The organism is Peribacillus sp. NPDC097198 (assembly GCF_044762055.1).
In the GTDB taxonomy this organism is placed as follows: Bacteria; Bacillota; Bacilli; order Bacillales; family DSM-1321; genus Peribacillus.
Genome location: NZ_JBIWDO010000007.1, coordinates 274,507 through 290,220 on the forward strand (window position 1 = coordinate 274,507; position 15,714 = coordinate 290,220).

General features: G+C 40.4%; 17 protein-coding genes. 13 read left to right on the forward strand and 4 right to left on the reverse strand.

Translation table 11 applies throughout. The features are described 5' to 3' along the window. Nucleotides 1–451 precede the first annotated feature (451 nt). From ACIQXQ_RS14805 to ACIQXQ_RS14835, 7 genes are all read left to right on the forward strand, one after another. The gene (locus tag ACIQXQ_RS14805) at nucleotides 452–925 is read left to right on the forward strand and encodes a YaiI/YqxD family protein (protein ID WP_402958448.1); all 474 of its coding nucleotides are present in this window, start codon (nucleotides 452–454) and stop codon (nucleotides 923–925) included. 31 nt (nucleotides 926–956) lie between these two features. Continuing rightward, nucleotides 957–2,765, forward strand: a complete 1,809-nt coding sequence (dnaG, locus tag ACIQXQ_RS14810; protein WP_402958421.1) for a DNA primase — start codon at nucleotides 957–959, stop codon at nucleotides 2,763–2,765. A 35-nt stretch (nucleotides 2,766–2,800) separates the two neighbouring features. Continuing rightward, entirely contained in the window at nucleotides 2,801–3,934 is a 1,134-nt protein-coding gene (gene rpoD, locus ACIQXQ_RS14815) for an RNA polymerase sigma factor RpoD (RefSeq protein ID WP_402869563.1), read from the forward strand. A 167-nt stretch (nucleotides 3,935–4,101) separates the two neighbouring features. Further along, nucleotides 4,102–4,632, forward strand: coding sequence for a hypothetical protein (locus tag ACIQXQ_RS14820; protein WP_402958423.1), 531 nt, complete (start codon nucleotides 4,102–4,104; stop codon nucleotides 4,630–4,632). 234 nt (nucleotides 4,633–4,866) lie between these two features. Next, nucleotides 4,867–5,235: a cytochrome c550 gene (gene cccA, locus ACIQXQ_RS14825; protein ID WP_402869559.1), complete on the forward strand. Its 369-nt coding sequence runs from the start codon at nucleotides 4,867–4,869 to the stop codon at nucleotides 5,233–5,235. Between the two features lie 192 nt (nucleotides 5,236–5,427). After that, nucleotides 5,428–6,135, forward strand: coding sequence for a tRNA (adenine(22)-N(1))-methyltransferase (locus ACIQXQ_RS14830; protein WP_402869558.1), 708 nt, complete (start codon nucleotides 5,428–5,430; stop codon nucleotides 6,133–6,135). Next, on the forward strand, nucleotides 6,132–7,250 hold the full coding sequence (locus tag ACIQXQ_RS14835; protein ID WP_402958426.1) for a Nif3-like dinuclear metal center hexameric protein: 1,119 nt from the start codon (nucleotides 6,132–6,134) through the stop codon (nucleotides 7,248–7,250). The genes ACIQXQ_RS14830 and ACIQXQ_RS14835 overlap by 4 nt, the downstream gene beginning before the upstream one ends. 45 nt (nucleotides 7,251–7,295) lie before the next feature. On the opposite strand, the gene ACIQXQ_RS14840 is transcribed toward ACIQXQ_RS14835, so the two are convergent. Next, nucleotides 7,296–8,243 (reverse strand): 4-hydroxy-3-methylbut-2-enyl diphosphate reductase, encoded by a 948-nt coding sequence (locus ACIQXQ_RS14840; protein ID WP_402869554.1) that lies wholly within the window; start codon nucleotides 8,241–8,243, stop codon nucleotides 7,296–7,298. A 123-nt stretch (nucleotides 8,244–8,366) separates the two neighbouring features. After that, complete coding sequence (vrrA, locus tag ACIQXQ_RS14845) at nucleotides 8,367–9,062, reverse strand: VrrA/YqfQ family protein (protein WP_402958428.1); 696 nt, start codon at nucleotides 9,060–9,062, stop codon at nucleotides 8,367–8,369. A 421-nt stretch (nucleotides 9,063–9,483) separates the two neighbouring features. Here vrrA and ACIQXQ_RS14850 point away from each other — a divergent pair, with 421 nt between their 5' ends. Then, complete coding sequence (locus ACIQXQ_RS14850) at nucleotides 9,484–10,797, forward strand: DEAD/DEAH box helicase (RefSeq protein ID WP_402869550.1); 1,314 nt, start codon at nucleotides 9,484–9,486, stop codon at nucleotides 10,795–10,797. A 14-nt stretch (nucleotides 10,798–10,811) separates the two neighbouring features. Continuing rightward, the gene (locus ACIQXQ_RS14855; RefSeq protein ID WP_402958431.1) at nucleotides 10,812–11,708 is read left to right on the forward strand and encodes a deoxyribonuclease IV; all 897 of its coding nucleotides are present in this window, start codon (nucleotides 10,812–10,814) and stop codon (nucleotides 11,706–11,708) included. 81 nt (nucleotides 11,709–11,789) lie between these two features. On the opposite strand, the gene ACIQXQ_RS14860 is transcribed toward ACIQXQ_RS14855, so the two are convergent. Continuing rightward, on the reverse strand, nucleotides 11,790–12,050 hold the full coding sequence (locus ACIQXQ_RS14860) for a DUF2624 family protein (protein WP_402958434.1): 261 nt from the start codon (nucleotides 12,048–12,050) through the stop codon (nucleotides 11,790–11,792). Nucleotides 12,051–12,255: 205 nt separating this feature from the next. On the opposite strand from ACIQXQ_RS14860, the gene ACIQXQ_RS14865 reads away from it, so the two are divergent. Genes ACIQXQ_RS14865 through ACIQXQ_RS14875 form a run of 3 tightly spaced genes read left to right on the forward strand, consistent with a single transcriptional unit; the run spans nucleotide 12,256 to nucleotide 14,311 of the window. Beyond that, the gene (locus tag ACIQXQ_RS14865; protein ID WP_402869541.1) at nucleotides 12,256–13,020 is read left to right on the forward strand and encodes a metal ABC transporter ATP-binding protein; all 765 of its coding nucleotides are present in this window, start codon (nucleotides 12,256–12,258) and stop codon (nucleotides 13,018–13,020) included. 21 nt (nucleotides 13,021–13,041) lie between these two features. After that, on the forward strand, nucleotides 13,042–13,875 hold the full coding sequence (locus ACIQXQ_RS14870; RefSeq protein WP_402869540.1) for a metal ABC transporter permease: 834 nt from the start codon (nucleotides 13,042–13,044) through the stop codon (nucleotides 13,873–13,875). Between the two features lie 13 nt (nucleotides 13,876–13,888). Beyond that, nucleotides 13,889–14,311: a Fur family transcriptional regulator gene (locus ACIQXQ_RS14875; protein ID WP_402869538.1), complete on the forward strand. Its 423-nt coding sequence runs from the start codon at nucleotides 13,889–13,891 to the stop codon at nucleotides 14,309–14,311. A 40-nt stretch (nucleotides 14,312–14,351) separates the two neighbouring features. Here ACIQXQ_RS14875 and ACIQXQ_RS14880 read toward each other — a convergent pair whose 3' ends face one another. Next, entirely contained in the window at nucleotides 14,352–14,936 is a 585-nt protein-coding gene (locus ACIQXQ_RS14880) for a hypothetical protein (protein WP_402958436.1), read from the reverse strand. 170 nt (nucleotides 14,937–15,106) lie between these two features. Between ACIQXQ_RS14880 and ACIQXQ_RS14885 the strand changes: the two genes are divergently transcribed. Next, a complete protein-coding gene (locus ACIQXQ_RS14885; RefSeq protein ID WP_402958438.1) occupies nucleotides 15,107–15,559 on the forward strand; it encodes a DUF4190 domain-containing protein in 453 nt (150 codons plus the stop codon). The last annotated feature ends 155 nt before the right edge of the window (nucleotides 15,560–15,714 follow it).

Sequence of the window (15,714 nt, forward strand, 5' to 3'; positions counted from 1 at the left end):
AGCTGGACACTTTTAGTGTCGGCTCACATTTTCATGCTCAAGGTTTATTAGGTTTTAAATGTAAAACATGGATGACACTTACATAATTCCTCTTTTGTTAAACAATTCACAACCCACTTTTTAGATGTTTGAAATTCAGAATCTAATTGGTAGCATCTTTTTAAAAAATAGATTATAATAAAAAATTGTGAGAAAAAAGTAATCTTGAGGTTTAGACTTGGTTATTAAGGAATAAACTAAGGATTATAAGAAGTCAAGTTTTTTATCATAAAAAAATTCGACACATTCAGTATAATTGATGAGGCAAAATAGGGTGTAACACTTGTTTAGAGGATACCGTTTGTATATTCTTGCGAATGACTTCAGGATAAGTGTTTGGAAGTTTCATTATATCTCGATAAAGTTTAGGGGAGAAAAAAGGATTATGCAGAATGATGTAGAATTAAAAGGTATGATAAATAAACCAATAATACATGTTGACGCCGATGCATGTCCGGTGAAAGATGAGATTCTTCATTGTGCAAGACAATGCGATGTCGATGTCTGTTTTGTTGCATCATATAAAAATATGATGAACAACCCTGAAGGCAAATGGGTATACGTCGATGCAGATAAAGAAGCAGCAGATCTTTATATAGTGAATTCTGTAAAAAAGGGTGATATTGTTATTACTGCTGATATTGGATTAGCTGGTACCCTGCTTCCTAAAAGCGTTTATGTTCTATCTCCGAGGGGAAAAGAATATACAGATGAAAATATTTTCATGCTTCTCGATATGCGCTACCAGTCAGCGAAACTTCGCAGGCAGGGGAAGCATACGAAAGGACCGAAAGCCTTTACAAAGGATGACAAAATATGTTTTACAAATAAACTTTTGAAAATTTTGTCGAATTTTGCAGGGAATCAGGATTCAATATCGAATTAAAAAACTATCACCAAAATCGCAAGGTGAAAAAATGACAAATGGTCGTATAGAAGATGAAAAGATAAATCAGATCCGAGAAGCAGTGGACATCGTCGACTTGATTGGAGAATATGTCCAGCTGAAGAAGCAAGGACGGAATTATTTTGGGCTTTGTCCTTTCCATGGTGAAAACTCACCATCATTTTCTGTTTCCACAGAAAAACAGATTTTCCATTGTTTTGGCTGTGGTGCAGGTGGGAATATTTTCACTTTCTTAATGGATATCGAAGGATATAATTTTGTGGAATCTGCAAAGGTCCTGGCTGAAAAAGGGAATATACCTTTGGACGTTGAAATAAATAAGGACTCCCAACGGTCTAATATGCCGGCTGGTTCTCAACAGATGCTTGAAGCCCATGACTTGCTTCGAAAGTTTTACCATCATCTTCTTGTAAATACCAAGGAAGGCCAAGAAGCTTTGGAGTATCTCCTTAATAGAGGATTTACCGAAGAAACGATTGAAAAGTTCCAAATTGGTTACTCACTGGATTCTTGGGATTTTGTTTCCAAGTTTCTTTTAAAAAGGGGTTTCCCGCCAGAATTTATGGAACAGGCTGGGTTGATTATTTACAGGGAAAAAGATGAGTCATACTTTGACCGTTTTAGAAATAGAGTCATGTTTCCAATTATGGATCATCAAGGGAATACGATTGCGTTTTCGGGTAGAGCAATGGGGGACGATGAGCCCAAATACTTGAATAGCCCCGAGACCCCAATCTTTAATAAAAGTAAAACTTTATATAATTTCCATCAAGCAAGACCGCACATTCGCAAGAAGGAACAAGTTGTAATTTTCGAAGGTTTTGCCGACTGTATTTCCGCAGTCCGTGCCGGAGTGGAGAATTCGGTTGCTACGATGGGGACCGCTCTAACCGATCAGCACATTCAGCTTTTAAAAAGAAATACGGACCAGGTTTTAATCTGTTATGATTCGGATTCGGCTGGTTTGAATGCAGCTAACCGCGCAGTTAACATGCTACAGGAAACGGATTTTACCGTTAAGGTAGCACTTATGCCTGATAATATGGACCCCGATGACTACATAAAGGAATTTGGTGAGAAAAGCTTTGTTTCTGAGGTAATAGGGGCCAGTTTAACCTACATGGCATTCAAGATGCATTATTTACGTCGAGGAAAAAATGTAAATAATGAAGGAGATCGAATTCAATATATCGAAGAAGTCCTTAAAGAAATTTCTCGTTTGCCAAGTGCAGTGGAGCGGGATCATTATCTTAGGCAGCTGTCCTCAGAGTTTACACTTTCGTTGGATGCGCTTGAACAGCAGCAACGACAGGTATTTTTTGCGGAACGTAAAAAGGGTACACTGCCACAACCTGCTGCTCAAAAGAAAATGACCCTTCAGTATGAGCATAAATTAAAACCTGCTCATCACAATGCTGAAATTAAGTTGATGGCCCATATGCTGAAAAGTAGGGAAATGACTTATAAGATTCAACAGTTGCTTGGACAAACACTCTTTCATGTAGATGAACATCAGGCCATCATCACCTATTTATATGCTTTCTATGAAGATGGACACGAGCCTGATCCAAGCTTTTTCCTTACTTATTTGCCGGATCCAAACTTGAGAAGGATCGTTTCGGAAATAGAAATGATGTCAGTTAATGAGGAAGTTTCCGATAAAGAACTGACTGATTGTATAAATCAAGTGTTGAAATATGAAAAGATGTTAAAGATAAAAGAAAAACAGGCAGAAGAAAAAGATGCAGTGAGACGCAGCGATCCTAAAGCTGCCGCCAGAATTGCAATGGAAATCATTAAGTTGCGCAAAATGTTGTAGTTGTTTAGGTGTAAGACCTGGAAGGAGGGGAACTAATGGCTGAAAAACCAGCACGTTCCAAACAAGTTGATAATGAATTTAGCCTTGAGCAGGTTAAAGAAAAATTAATAGAGCTAGGTAAGAAAAGAGGCTCTTTGACCTTAGAAAAAATTGCCGAAAAAATTGGCGGTTTCGAATTAGATTCCGATCAAATGGATGAGTTCTATGAGGTGCTAGCTGAAAATGGAATCGAGATTCTCACGGATGGTGAGGAAGAAGAGGATGAAGATGATCCGGATTCCAAAAAACTTGCTAAAGAAGAAGAGTTTGACTTAAATGACTTAAGTGTTCCTCCTGGTGTTAAGATTAATGATCCTGTCCGGATGTACTTGAAAGAGATCGGTCGGGTCGACCTTTTATCTGCAGAAGAGGAAATCTCTTTAGCGATGCGAATCGAGGAAGGGGACGAAGAGGCAAAACGCCGTCTAGCCGAAGCCAATCTACGTCTGGTAGTCAGCATAGCCAAACGTTACGTGGGACGCGGTATGCTTTTCCTTGACTTGATTCAAGAAGGAAATATGGGTCTTATCAAAGCGGTAGAGAAATTCGATTACCGCAAAGGGTACAAGTTCAGTACCTATGCAACTTGGTGGATTCGTCAGGCCATCACTCGTGCGATTGCTGACCAAGCAAGAACGATCAGGATACCGGTGCATATGGTTGAGACCATCAATAAATTAATCAGGGTACAAAGACAGCTTCTTCAAGATCTTGGACGTGAACCATCTCCAGAGGAAATTGCAGAGGATATGGATTTAACTCCGGAAAAGGTTCGTGAAATCTTGAAGATTGCTCAGGAGCCTGTTTCATTGGAAACCCCAATTGGTGAAGAAGATGATTCACACTTAGGTGATTTCATTGAAGACCAAGATGCGACTTCTCCATCTGAACATGCTGCATACGAATTGTTGAAAGAACAACTTGAAGATGTGTTAGATACACTGACTGATCGTGAAGAGAATGTCTTGAGACTTCGCTTCGGACTTGATGATGGTCGTACACGCACTCTTGAAGAGGTAGGTAAGGTGTTTGGCGTAACCCGCGAGCGTATCCGTCAAATCGAAGCTAAGGCACTACGAAAGCTTAGACATCCAAGCCGCAGTAAACGCTTGAAAGATTTCCTAGAATAGAATAACGCCCTTTACAGAGCCCTCTTTGAATGCCCAGCGTTCGGGAGTGGCTCTTTTTTTCAGCCATTGGTGTGGAGAATAATCCTTTAAAGGAAATCAACACCAAATCCGACAGGCAGGATTAACCGAAAAATAAAAAAGCACAGTACGCATGAGGAAGTGTATTCATGGATGAAACAAGAAAGAAAATCATCATTCAAGAAATTAACTCTTGGAAGCAAAGTCGCATGCTCCCAGAACAATATTGCAATTACTTACTAGCCTTATATAGCCAGGGGGAGGCACAACCTGTTACCCCTCAGAAAAGCAAAAGCCGTAAAAAAGAATGGATTAATGGGATTGCAATGGGTGCTCTTTTTTTAATTAATATATTTTTGAATTATTTTACTGAAATATCCAACACAATGCAAATAGTCGTGACAACTTTCTCCATCCTTGCTTTTCTTTTCTTTCTTCGACGCTTCAAGAACACGAAACTCCTTTTACTATTATCTTTAATAGGATTGTTATTGTTAGTGTTAGTGGAAACAGTGCAAGTAACCGAGCTAATCGCTGCTGGAAAGAGGAGTATCCTGTATATAGGCTTATTTTTCAACTGTGGGTTATGGTTATGGATTGGCCAAAAATATAAGCTGCTCTATTTTTCGATATCTGGAATTTTGGGATTAGTTGTAATAGCTTACTTTTTATTGATATAATTAAAAACAGATGCTTGTTTGTTTTATCATGAATAGGGGTATTATGGAAATAATCCAATAAAAGTCAAAATTGTTCGTAAATATACATAAATTTTTGACAAATTTGAGAAAAAATATAATATCTTCTATTTTTGGGGTTTTACTTGAAACTCTTTTCAAGTAAAATAATATATAGTAATTTGTATATAATATTAAATATGGTAAGTTTAGGTTCTACATAGAGGAGGAAATACTATGAATCGCAATCCAGTTATGCCTTTTATTATTATCATGGTTTTTGGTATTGGACTTATGTTTTTACTTTCATTCAAAGGTTTAGGAGATGCCAAAGATCTTGCTAAAGAAAAAGAAGGCGGAGAAAAAACAGAGGAAACGGAAAGTGCCTCATCCTCACCTGAAGACATTTATAAACAGAATTGCATTTCATGTCATGGTGATGCCTATCAAGGTGGAGTCGGACCTGCCCTTAAGGGTGTTGCCGACCGTTTATCCGAAGATGAAGTCAAAGAAGTCATCGCTAATGGACGAGGAGCTATGCCTGCTGGTTTAGTTGACGAATCGAATCTCGATGCCATGGCAAAGTATATTCACGGATTAAAATAAGCAGGAAGCTGATTCAAAACGTACATTCGTTTTTGAATCAGCTTTTCTTTTATCTTCGGTATTCTCCTCCTTTTCCCTGATGGATCCCCCCATGTTGTCCTCGTTCTGTAATTTTTCCTTGGAACTTGTTATAATCGAATGGGAAATGAAATGATATAAATATGAATTTGAAATAAGAGAGTTGATAGTATAATGAATCACGAGAAATTATCAAAGAGATTAGAAAATGTCGCGTTACATATACCGAAAGGGAGCATTCTGGCCGATATCGGTTCCGATCATGCTTACCTGCCTTGCTATGCTGTATCCAATGGACTCTGTGACCGTGCGATAGCGGGTGAAGTTGTGGAAGGTCCCTATCAGTCTGCCCTTAAACAAGTGAAGGGAACGGGATTAGAGGACCTCATAGAAGTCCGTAAAGGCGATGGGCTTGAGGTATTAAAACCGGATGAAGCTACATGTGTTACTATCGCAGGAATGGGCGGTACATTAATCGCTAGTATATTGGAAAATGGAAAAAAAAAGTTGGGGAAGGTGGAGAGACTCATTCTTCAGCCCAATGTAGGAGCCCTAAACGTTCGTAATTGGCTAATTGATAACGGTTGGGAATTAATCGATGAAGATATTCTGGAGGAAGATGGAAAGATCTATGAAATCTTGATTGCGAAAAAAGGGGACCCTCTTCAGCCCTATCATGAAAATAAGCAAGTTGGGCTTATGTTCGGGCCATTCCTGTTAAAGAAATTCAGTGATACTTTCATAAAGAAATGGCAACATGAGAAGGCGCACTTCGAAAGAATCATTGAGCAATTGGATGCGAGTGGCCGAAGTGGCTTAGAAACGAAGCGCAAGGAAATGGAAGTACAAATTTCATTCATTGAGGAGGTGCTTAAACGATGAAAACAGCTAATGGTATGCAGATTATTGAAATGTTCGAACAGTTCTCTCCGAAACGATACGCAATGGAGGGGGATCCAATTGGACTACATGTCGGGGAATTGAATAAGCCCGTTTCAAAAGTGATGATTGCACTTGATGTCCTGGAAGAAGTGGTGGATGAAGCGATAGAAAAAGGTGTCGAACTGATCATTGCCCATCATCCCTTGATTTATCGGCCGTTGAAGAAAATAGATACAGCTAAGGCTAGTGGCCGAATCATCGAGGAATTGATCAAGCATGATATTGCCGTTTATGCCGCACATACTAACTTGGACGTAGCCAAGGGCGGTGTAAATGATTTACTTGCTGATGCATTGCAATTACAAAATACAGAGGTCCTTGTCCCTACCCATGAAATCCCTCTAAGAAAATTAGTGGTGTATGTACCAAAAGAGGACGAACAAAAGGTAAGGGATGCCTTGGGTAAGGCAGGAGCCGGTTCGCTAGGAAATTACAGCTACTGTTCGTTTACAGTTGAGGGTACAGGCAGGTTTTTACCCGGGGAAGGTAGTGAACCGTCGATTGGTACACGAGGCAAGATTGAAAGGGTTTCAGAAGTGCGAATTGAAACCATATTCCCTGAACCCATTGAAAAAAAAATACTTTCTGCGATGATTAAAGCCCATCCATATGAAGAAGTGGCTTATGATATTTATAAGTTGGAAAACAAAGGCGAATCCTTGGGGCTAGGCAAAATCGGGGTTCTTGCAGAAGAAATGTCCCTTGGACAATTTGCCGAGCATGTTAAAGAGACTCTCGAAGTGGAGAATGTCCGTGTAGTTGGAGACCTGAACAGTACCATAAAAAAAGTTGCCGTTCTTGGCGGTGATGGAAATAAATACTTCACGACCGCTAAGTTTAAAGGTGCCGATGTGTATGTAACGGGTGATATGTATTATCATACGGCTCACGACGCCATGATGATTGGATTGAATATCGTGGATCCGGGCCATAATGTTGAGAAAGTGATGAAAAAAGGTGTAGCTCGAATCTTGAATGAGATGTGCGTCAATAAAAATTTGGATGTAGAATTCATACCTTCTGAGCTCAATACAGATCCTTTTACATTTATATAAAAGGATAGAAAAAGGCAGCCACTACCATTTGTGGCTGCCTTTTTTTCAGGCTTTCTTTACTTTGATTTTAGGTAATATTTTATGCAAGGGTGTTTTCTTTTCCGTATCCCATGTCGATTCGTCAGTAGGTTCATATTGTTCAAGGAATCTAATGACCTCTTTCGTTATAGGAGTAGGCGTCGAAGCTCCCGAAGTGACAGCCACCGTTTTGGCATCTTTTAACCATTCGAGGTTCAGTTCGGAAATATCGGCTATGCGATAAGCCGTGGTTCCTGCAATTTCTTCGGATACTTGTGCAAGCCGATTGGAGTTATTGCTTTTTGGGTCACCGACGACGATAAGGACATCCGCTTCTCCAGCTTGTTGTGCTACGGCCTCTTGACGGACCTGTGTGGCTAAACAGATTTCTTTATGGACCTCAGAATGGGGGAACTTTTCCTTCACCTTCTCCATGATGTCCAGGACATCCCATTGACTCATTGTCGTTTGATTGGTCACAATGATCTTTTCACTATTCAATGATAAGGCTTCGACATCTTCAGCATTTTGCACGAGGTGAACGACATCAGGGGCTACCCCAACTGCTCCCTCTGGCTCAGGATGTCCTTTTTTGCCGATATAGATGATTTGATACCCTTCCGATTCTTTTTCCCTGATCAAGTCATGTGTAGCGGTAACGTCAGGACAAGTAGCATCAAGGGTGACAAGGCCTTTTTCCTTCGCAATCTTCCGAATCTCAGGGGAAACGCCGTGAGCGGTAAAGATGACAGTTCCCGTTTCCACCTGATTGATGATTTCATTTCGGTTACTGCCATCTAGCGTTATGATCCCCTCTTCTTCAAAAGCATCGGTAACGTGCTTGTTATGAACGATCATTCCTAAAATGTAAATAGGGCGTGGCAAGGTTTTATCTAAAGCCGCATTCCTGGCAATAACCATGGCATCAACTACTCCATAGCAATAGCCCCGCGGGGAGATTTTATTTACTTTCATCTATGTGTCCTCCTTCAAAGGCAAGAAACTTACGCGTATTCCCTTCTATTATATAAGACCATAGATGATTTTACAAAATATCGTATTTCATGAATGATGCCACGGGCGCAAATTTATAATGGTTTAAATATAAAGTTTAGGTCCGGATGATCGATTCCTTGTCTTTTTGGGGAGAGCCTCGGCAGCCGGTTCTACGTTTAATTCGATTTTTGGCTTATCGCTATTCACAGCGGGTTCGGATTCCTGAATCTTGGGAGAAGTGGTTAAATTGGTGTTTTCTTCTGCTGGTTTTTCCGTTTCTTCACTTGATGATATGCTGCGGAACACCTTCCACATGGAGGGGAGGTTTTTAATTACTGGCCCATACTGCTGCACCATTGGCGTGAATTGCTCGGCCGCTTGCAATACCTTTTGGGTGTTGTTTAGCATATTGTTGAGTGAATCGGGTTTGGTTAAGTTCTCCAGGATGCCGCCGCCACTACTTCTTGAAGAACTAGTGGTAGTGGAATTGGCTGGTGCGAATAAGTTTGGGGGAGCGGCATTTTGTTGTTTGGACCTACCTAGAAGCTTGGCTAAAATCCCTTCTTTCTTAGGAAGTTGCTGTTCTGGTCTTTGTTGTTGATTGAAGGGGGCTCCTCCCCGGAAGCCTTGTTGGGGTCCCGGTGGTCCTTGTGGTCTTCCTTGAGGCGGCCTCATTGGCTGAAAAGGTTTGCTGTTTGGGTACTGTGGTCCCCTGAAGGGTCTAGGTTGCTGCATCCTTGGGCCATTATTAGGTTGCTGGAATCCAGGACCGGGGGAACGGTTTCTATCTTGGAACATAGGTTTCACCTCTTTATGGTTTAGGTATTGATGTGTTCTTCCCTATAAATTATGCAGCATGGTAAAAAAGGTTTGAGGAAAGGATAGATGGAATGTTGTGAAGTGGTCGGAAAGAAGGTAAGATGGTAACGGTAGTCTTTTTGCTCCATGTCTGCGGGGGATACGCTATGACCAGGACAGGTGCTTTTCTTTTGCAAGAGTCCATTAAGAGAACTGACCAAAGCGCTTGCGCTTTTTGTATAATCCAGCTCCAGCGTCTAGCTCGCTGTGAAAAAGATGATGGACCACATAAGGCAAAAAGCGCCTTATGGGCCAATCCCTATTTTCTTCACGAGCTACCAAGACGCTTGCGCTTTTTGTATAAAATTTATTATAATAATAAGACGTGTCTAATGAAAGACAAGAATAAAGGAGATATTTGATGAAACAAAACCAATTTGAACGATTTAATTTGAAAAGCTACATTCTAGATGCAGTTCGTACTTTAGGGTTCGATAAGCCGACGGAAATACAGGAACGCGTGCTCCCGTCGCTTTTAAAGGGAAGTAGCTTAATTGGACAGTCGCAGACAGGTACAGGGAAGACTCATTCCTATTTGCTGCCGATTATGAACAAGCTTGATGCTGGGAAAAATGAAGTTCAAGCGATTATTTCCGCACCAACCCGTGAGTTAGCGAATCAAATCTACAAAGAAGCTTTGAAAATTGCGGACCATTTCCCTGAAGATGAGCAAATTCAAGTACGTTGCTATATCGGTGGTACCGATAAACAGCGTATGATCGATAAATTGAAGACCCAGCCACAGTTGGTCATTGGGACTCCAGGAAGAATCAAGGATTTGGTTGAGGCTCAAGCCCTTCAGGTATATACGGCTACGATGCTTGTTGTTGATGAAGCGGACCTTATGCTCGATATGGGCTTCCTTGAAGATGTTGACCAATTTGCTTCCCGTATGGCGGAAAAAATTCAAATGCTTGTTTTCTCGGCAACCATTCCGGAAAAGTTAAAGCCATTCTTGAATAAATATATGGAAAACCCGAAATATGTTCAAGTTAATCCGAAACAGGCGACAGCCGCAAAGATTGAACATGTTCTGATACCTCTTCGTCACCGTAACAGGGAGCAGTTATTACATGATATCATCGTTCGTTATAATCCGTATTTGGCTATCGTTTTCACCAATACGAAAAAAATGGCGGATCATGTAGCCAACTCCCTGATTGAAAAGGGATTGAAAGTGGGCCGGATCCATGGAGATTTATCGCCTCGTGATCGTAAGAAAATGATGAAGCAAATCAATGATCTGGAGTATCAATTCATTGTCGCTACTGATTTGGCTTCTCGCGGAATTGATATTGAAGGTGTCAGTCATATCATTAACTATGAATTACCGACGGACCTGGACTTCTACATTCATAGAACGGGAAGAACTGCCCGCGCCGGATACTCAGGAATTGCAGCAACGATATATGGTACATCTGATGAAGATGCATTGAACCGCCTTGAAAAGATGGGGATTGAATTCCATGATGCCGATATTCAAAATGGCGATTGGGTAGATATAGACGAACGTAACAAACGGAAAAATCGTAAGAAACAAAAATCAGAGATAGATGTAAAGGCAAGTAGGCATGTTAAGAAGCCGTCTAAAGTTAAACCTGGTTACAAGAAGAAAATTCAACGTGACGTGGAAAACTTTAAAAAACGCGAACGCCGCATACAAAGAAAGAAATAAAAGGGAGTAATTAGATGCTGAAGATTGGGTCGCATGTTTCAATGAGCGGGAAAAATATGCTACTTGCTGCGAGTCAGGAAGCGGCTTTATATGGTTCCAATACATTCATGGTTTATACAGGAGCCCCGCAAAATACAAGACGCAAGAAAATAGAGGATTTGAATATTGAAGCAGGTAGACTGCATATGGAGGAGAATGGGATAACGGATATTGTTGTACATGCTCCATATATAATCAATATTGCCAATACCACAAATCCAGCTACTTTCGACTTGGGAATCAATTTTTTGCGCAGTGAAATCGATCGGACGGAAGCAATCGGTTCGGGTCAAATCGTCCTACATCCTGGTGCCCATGTCGGTGCAGGCACTGAAATCGGAATTAAAAGAATCATTGAAGGTTTAAATGAGGTTCTTTCTACAGATGACAAAGTGCAAATTGCCCTTGAAACGATGGCAGGGAAAGGTACGGAATGTGGCCGTTCTTTCGAAGAATTGGCAATGATCATGGATGGTGTAATCCATAACGATAAGCTATCTGTATGTTTCGATACGTGTCATACACATGATGCTGGATACAATATCGTCGAAGATTTCGATGGAGTCCTGAATGAATTTGATAAGTTGATCGGCGTTGAACGGATCAAGGTGCTCCATATCAACGACAGCAAAAATGTCCGTGGTGCGCATAAGGACCGTCATGAGAATATTGGTTTTGGACATATCGGCTTTAAAGCGTTGAATTACATTGTCCATCATCCTCAGTTAAGCGAAGTTCCAAAAATCCTGGAAACTCCTTATGTAGGAGAAGACAAGAAGGATAAAAAGGCTCCGTATAAATTCGAAATCGATATGCTTAAGAACCAGCAATTCGACGAGGGTGTACTGGAAAAAATCATGTTGCAAATGTAAGTAGAAGGGACGATCCATCGGCATGTCGATGAATCGTCCCTTATTTTACATAGGAAATTAGATGATGCCGGCTACCCTTGTTTACATATTGGCTGTAAGGTTGTTGAAAAGGGTTTCGATTGCCCGGGCCGTATTCGCTCCTGCCACTTGGGTGATTTGACCAAGAACGTTTTGCCTTTGGCGAATATCGAATATATTGATGTTTTTACCGGCCAGCAGTGCAGTAATATCACTTGCCTGTTTTTGTGTTAGACTAATCTGATGTTGTTTAGCAAGGGAAAGTAGTTCATCCGGGCGTATCTGATTTATTTTATGGTTGACCATCATTTCGAATAATTTCATACGATCTCCTCCTCCTTTAAAACATATGAAGAAAGATAGGGTATGTGAACTCGAAAGTTTACGGATTGTTGGAAATTTACGGATGTATGGTTTTTGTTAACAGTTAGACCATGTGAAGTCTGGAGCGAATTCTTTACTTCTGAACATCTTTGATTTATACTAACCTTTGTTAATCGTAATGATTCTTAAAAAAAAGGTGATAGTTTTGGACAATGTAATCAACCCCATCGTTAAATTAGAAGATATATCTTACAAATATACAAAAGATTTAGTGCTGGAGCATGTATCACTTGAAATACCTAAAGGGGCCTTTTTAGCTATCGTCGGTCCGAATGGATCCGGTAAATCCACTCTGTTGAAGTTGTTACTTGGTGTATTTAAACTCCAAAAAGGAAAAATTAATTTATTTGGGGAAGATATCCGACGCTTTAGGGATTGGCAAAAGATAGGGTTTGTTTCTCAAAAGGCAAATTCCTTCAATTCCGGTTTTCCTGCTACCGTTTTTGAAGTGGTTCAAAGCGGTTTGACAAAAAAAATCGGCCTGTTCAAATTCGCAAGCAAAGAAGACAAGAAAAAGGTGAAGGATGCTCTGGAATCAGTGGATATGCTCGAGTATCAAAACCGAAACATCGGTGAATTATCCGGAGGTCAACAGCAGAGGGTGTTTATTGCGCGGTCAATTGTCAGTGAGCCTGAATTGTTGATTTTGGACGAACCAACTGTTGGTGTTGATTCAAAAAATGTCCATCAGTTTTACGAAATGCTTGAGATGCTAAATAAAAAATTGGGGATTACCCTAATATTGGTTACACATGATGTCGGTACTGTGACCGATAAAGTCACACATGTTGCCTGTTTGAACAAGGTGCTTCATTTTCATGGCGATGCCGTCGAATACAATGGCCTGAATGAGGAAGAATTGTCTTCCATTTACGGACATGGCGTTCAGTTTTTAAACCATAATCATTAATAAGTTTTGGAGGATAGCCCAATGATATCGGGGATATTGCAATTTGAATTTCTGCAGAACGCTTTTTTGACTGGGATCATCATCGGAGCGATTGCGCCACTTGTAGGCGTTTTTGTCGTGGTAAGACGGATGTCGATGATTTCCGATGCACTTAGTCATGTAGCGCTAGCAGGAATTGCATTCAGTTTATTGCTTCAGAAAAGTTTTCTTTCTCTTGCCGGATTGAATCCGCTTTATATAGGGATGGCCTTTTCTGTTGGAGGATCGTTATTCATTGAAAAGTTAAGAGGGGTGTACAAGCATTATCAAGAGCTTGCCATACCCATCATCATGGCTGGCGGCATGGGGCTTAGCGTCATTTTCATTTCCGTTGCAGATGGTTTTAATACGGACTTATACAGTTATTTATTCGGAAGTGTCAGTGCAGTAAGCCGTACAGACTTGTATCTCATCATGGGAGTGGGCATTGCAGTCGCTTTGATGTTAGCCTTGTTATATAAAGAATTATTTTTACTATCCTTTGATGAAGAACATGCCAAGGCTTCAGGTATCCCATATCAAGCCATTCATTTTATTTTTATCGTGATGGTGGCATTGGTGATTGCTGCATCGATGAAGATTATCGGGATATTACTGGTATCTTCACTTATGACATTGCCTGTGGCAGCAAGCCTTCGCTTTGCAAAAGGCTTTAAGCAGATGATTGCCTTTTCCGTCATATTCGGGGAAATTTCTGTCGTGGGAGGACTATTCATATCCTATAATATGGATCTTGCTCCAGGAGGAACGATCGTGATCATCGCAGTGCTAATACTTGTCTTATCAATTTTATTGGATAAGTGGAAAAATCGATAGGTGGGGTGATTTTTTGAACGTAACAACTGCCATGCAATTACTTAAAGATAAAGGTTTTAAACATACAGGAAAAAGAGAGGAAATGCTGGCTCTTTTTTCTTCAAGTGATAAATATTTAACGGCTAAAGATGTACTGGAGAATATGAAGCGAGATTATCCTGGCTTAAGCTTCGATACAATTTATCGAAATCTTTCCTTGTTTGTCGAGCTTGGAATCTTTGAGACAACTGAATTGGAAGGTGAAAAGCATTTTCGCTTCACTTGTGGACATTCTTCCCATCATCACCATTTCATTTGTTTGAATTGTGGTAAGACAAAGGAAATCGAAGTATGCCCGATGCAGGAGCTTCAGGAAAGTTTGAAGGACTATGAGGTTTCAGGTCATAAATTCGAAATTTATGGTCGTTGTCCCGTCTGTATATCGGTAGGATCGTAAAAAAAACCATTGACTCCTGTCAATGGTTTTTTTTACGATCCTATTTTAAGCTTAACGGCTTATCGGGGAGCCAATGGTTGACCCACTGAGAAGCTTCCATCCAGTTATCCACCCTGAAAACCCTTTCTGGTACCGGTCCTTGATTATATGGTGTATTGAATAAAAGGACAGGGATATTACATTCTTCAGAAATGGCGACCGCATTGTCATACTTGTCCTCTAGAAAGAGATCCACGGCGTATTTTTTGGCTGTGGCGACTTTATCATGGGAACCGACTAACTCCAGATGACTGTATTGGACCTGGTTCTTCGTAAACCAGTCTTTTGTTACATCAAGAAGGCGGTCACTCCTGGCACTGATGAAATATAAATCAGCGTGCTTCATCCAGTCCTCGAGAATGTCCTTTGCCCCTTCAGCCATTAAGGATTCCGAATAAATGGTCGGTTCGGTTTCGATGAACCATTTTGTGAAGTCTTCTTTGGGTACATTGACGTAAGGGAATAAATCATATTCATTAATGTCTTCATAAGCTAAATTTAATTGAAAAGCTTTATTTAAATAGGGAACTAGGGTATCGGGTCTTGTTATGGTCCCGTCAATATCGATACCAAATCTTTTTTTCATGATGACTCTCTCCTCATTTTCAGCAACAGTTATTTTAGTGTATCATATTCAAACAAGCCATTGGAAACAATACATATTTAAACCAAGACATGCAACCTTTATCATGAGGGTTATTCGCTATTATACATATACTATAAATGCTCCTAAAAACGAAAGTGAGTGATGGATCAATGGAAGAAGATCAATACTCCATTATTGACAAGGATCATTCAACTGAAGCGGGAAAAGATCCAGTGGTTGTCGTGGATGATGAACATCATGAGCGGTACTATACAGAAGAAAATGCGGTAGAGCAAAGGGCTTATCAAAAAAGAAACGATACTTCAGTCCAGGATAGTCGTTATCAGGAAGAAACTTCTGCCGAGATTTCCACCATTCCTAATAAAAGTAAAATGAATGGACGGTCGGATGCTTCTGGTAAAGCATCGGGTGGAACAGGTATAGGGGCCATTGCGTTAATCATTTCCATTCTCTCGTTGTTCATGATGCCCTTTATATTGGGGATCCTTGGGATCATTATTGGTTTTTCAGCCCGTAAAAGGGGATCGAGCATGGGCTCATGGGCTATAGGTATAAGTGCAGTTTCCATCATTGTGGGCATATTCATCCTGCCGTTCTTTTAAGGAGCATGTTTTTGCTGTTTCCGTTTGTAGCGGAGACAGCTTTTTTGTGGAAACAAAAAAGGGGCTGTCTAATAAGTCCCTAAAATAAAACAGGTGGAGAAAAACGAGTTGTTTTTCTCCACCTGTTTTTCTATTTCTATAATAATTTACTGAAA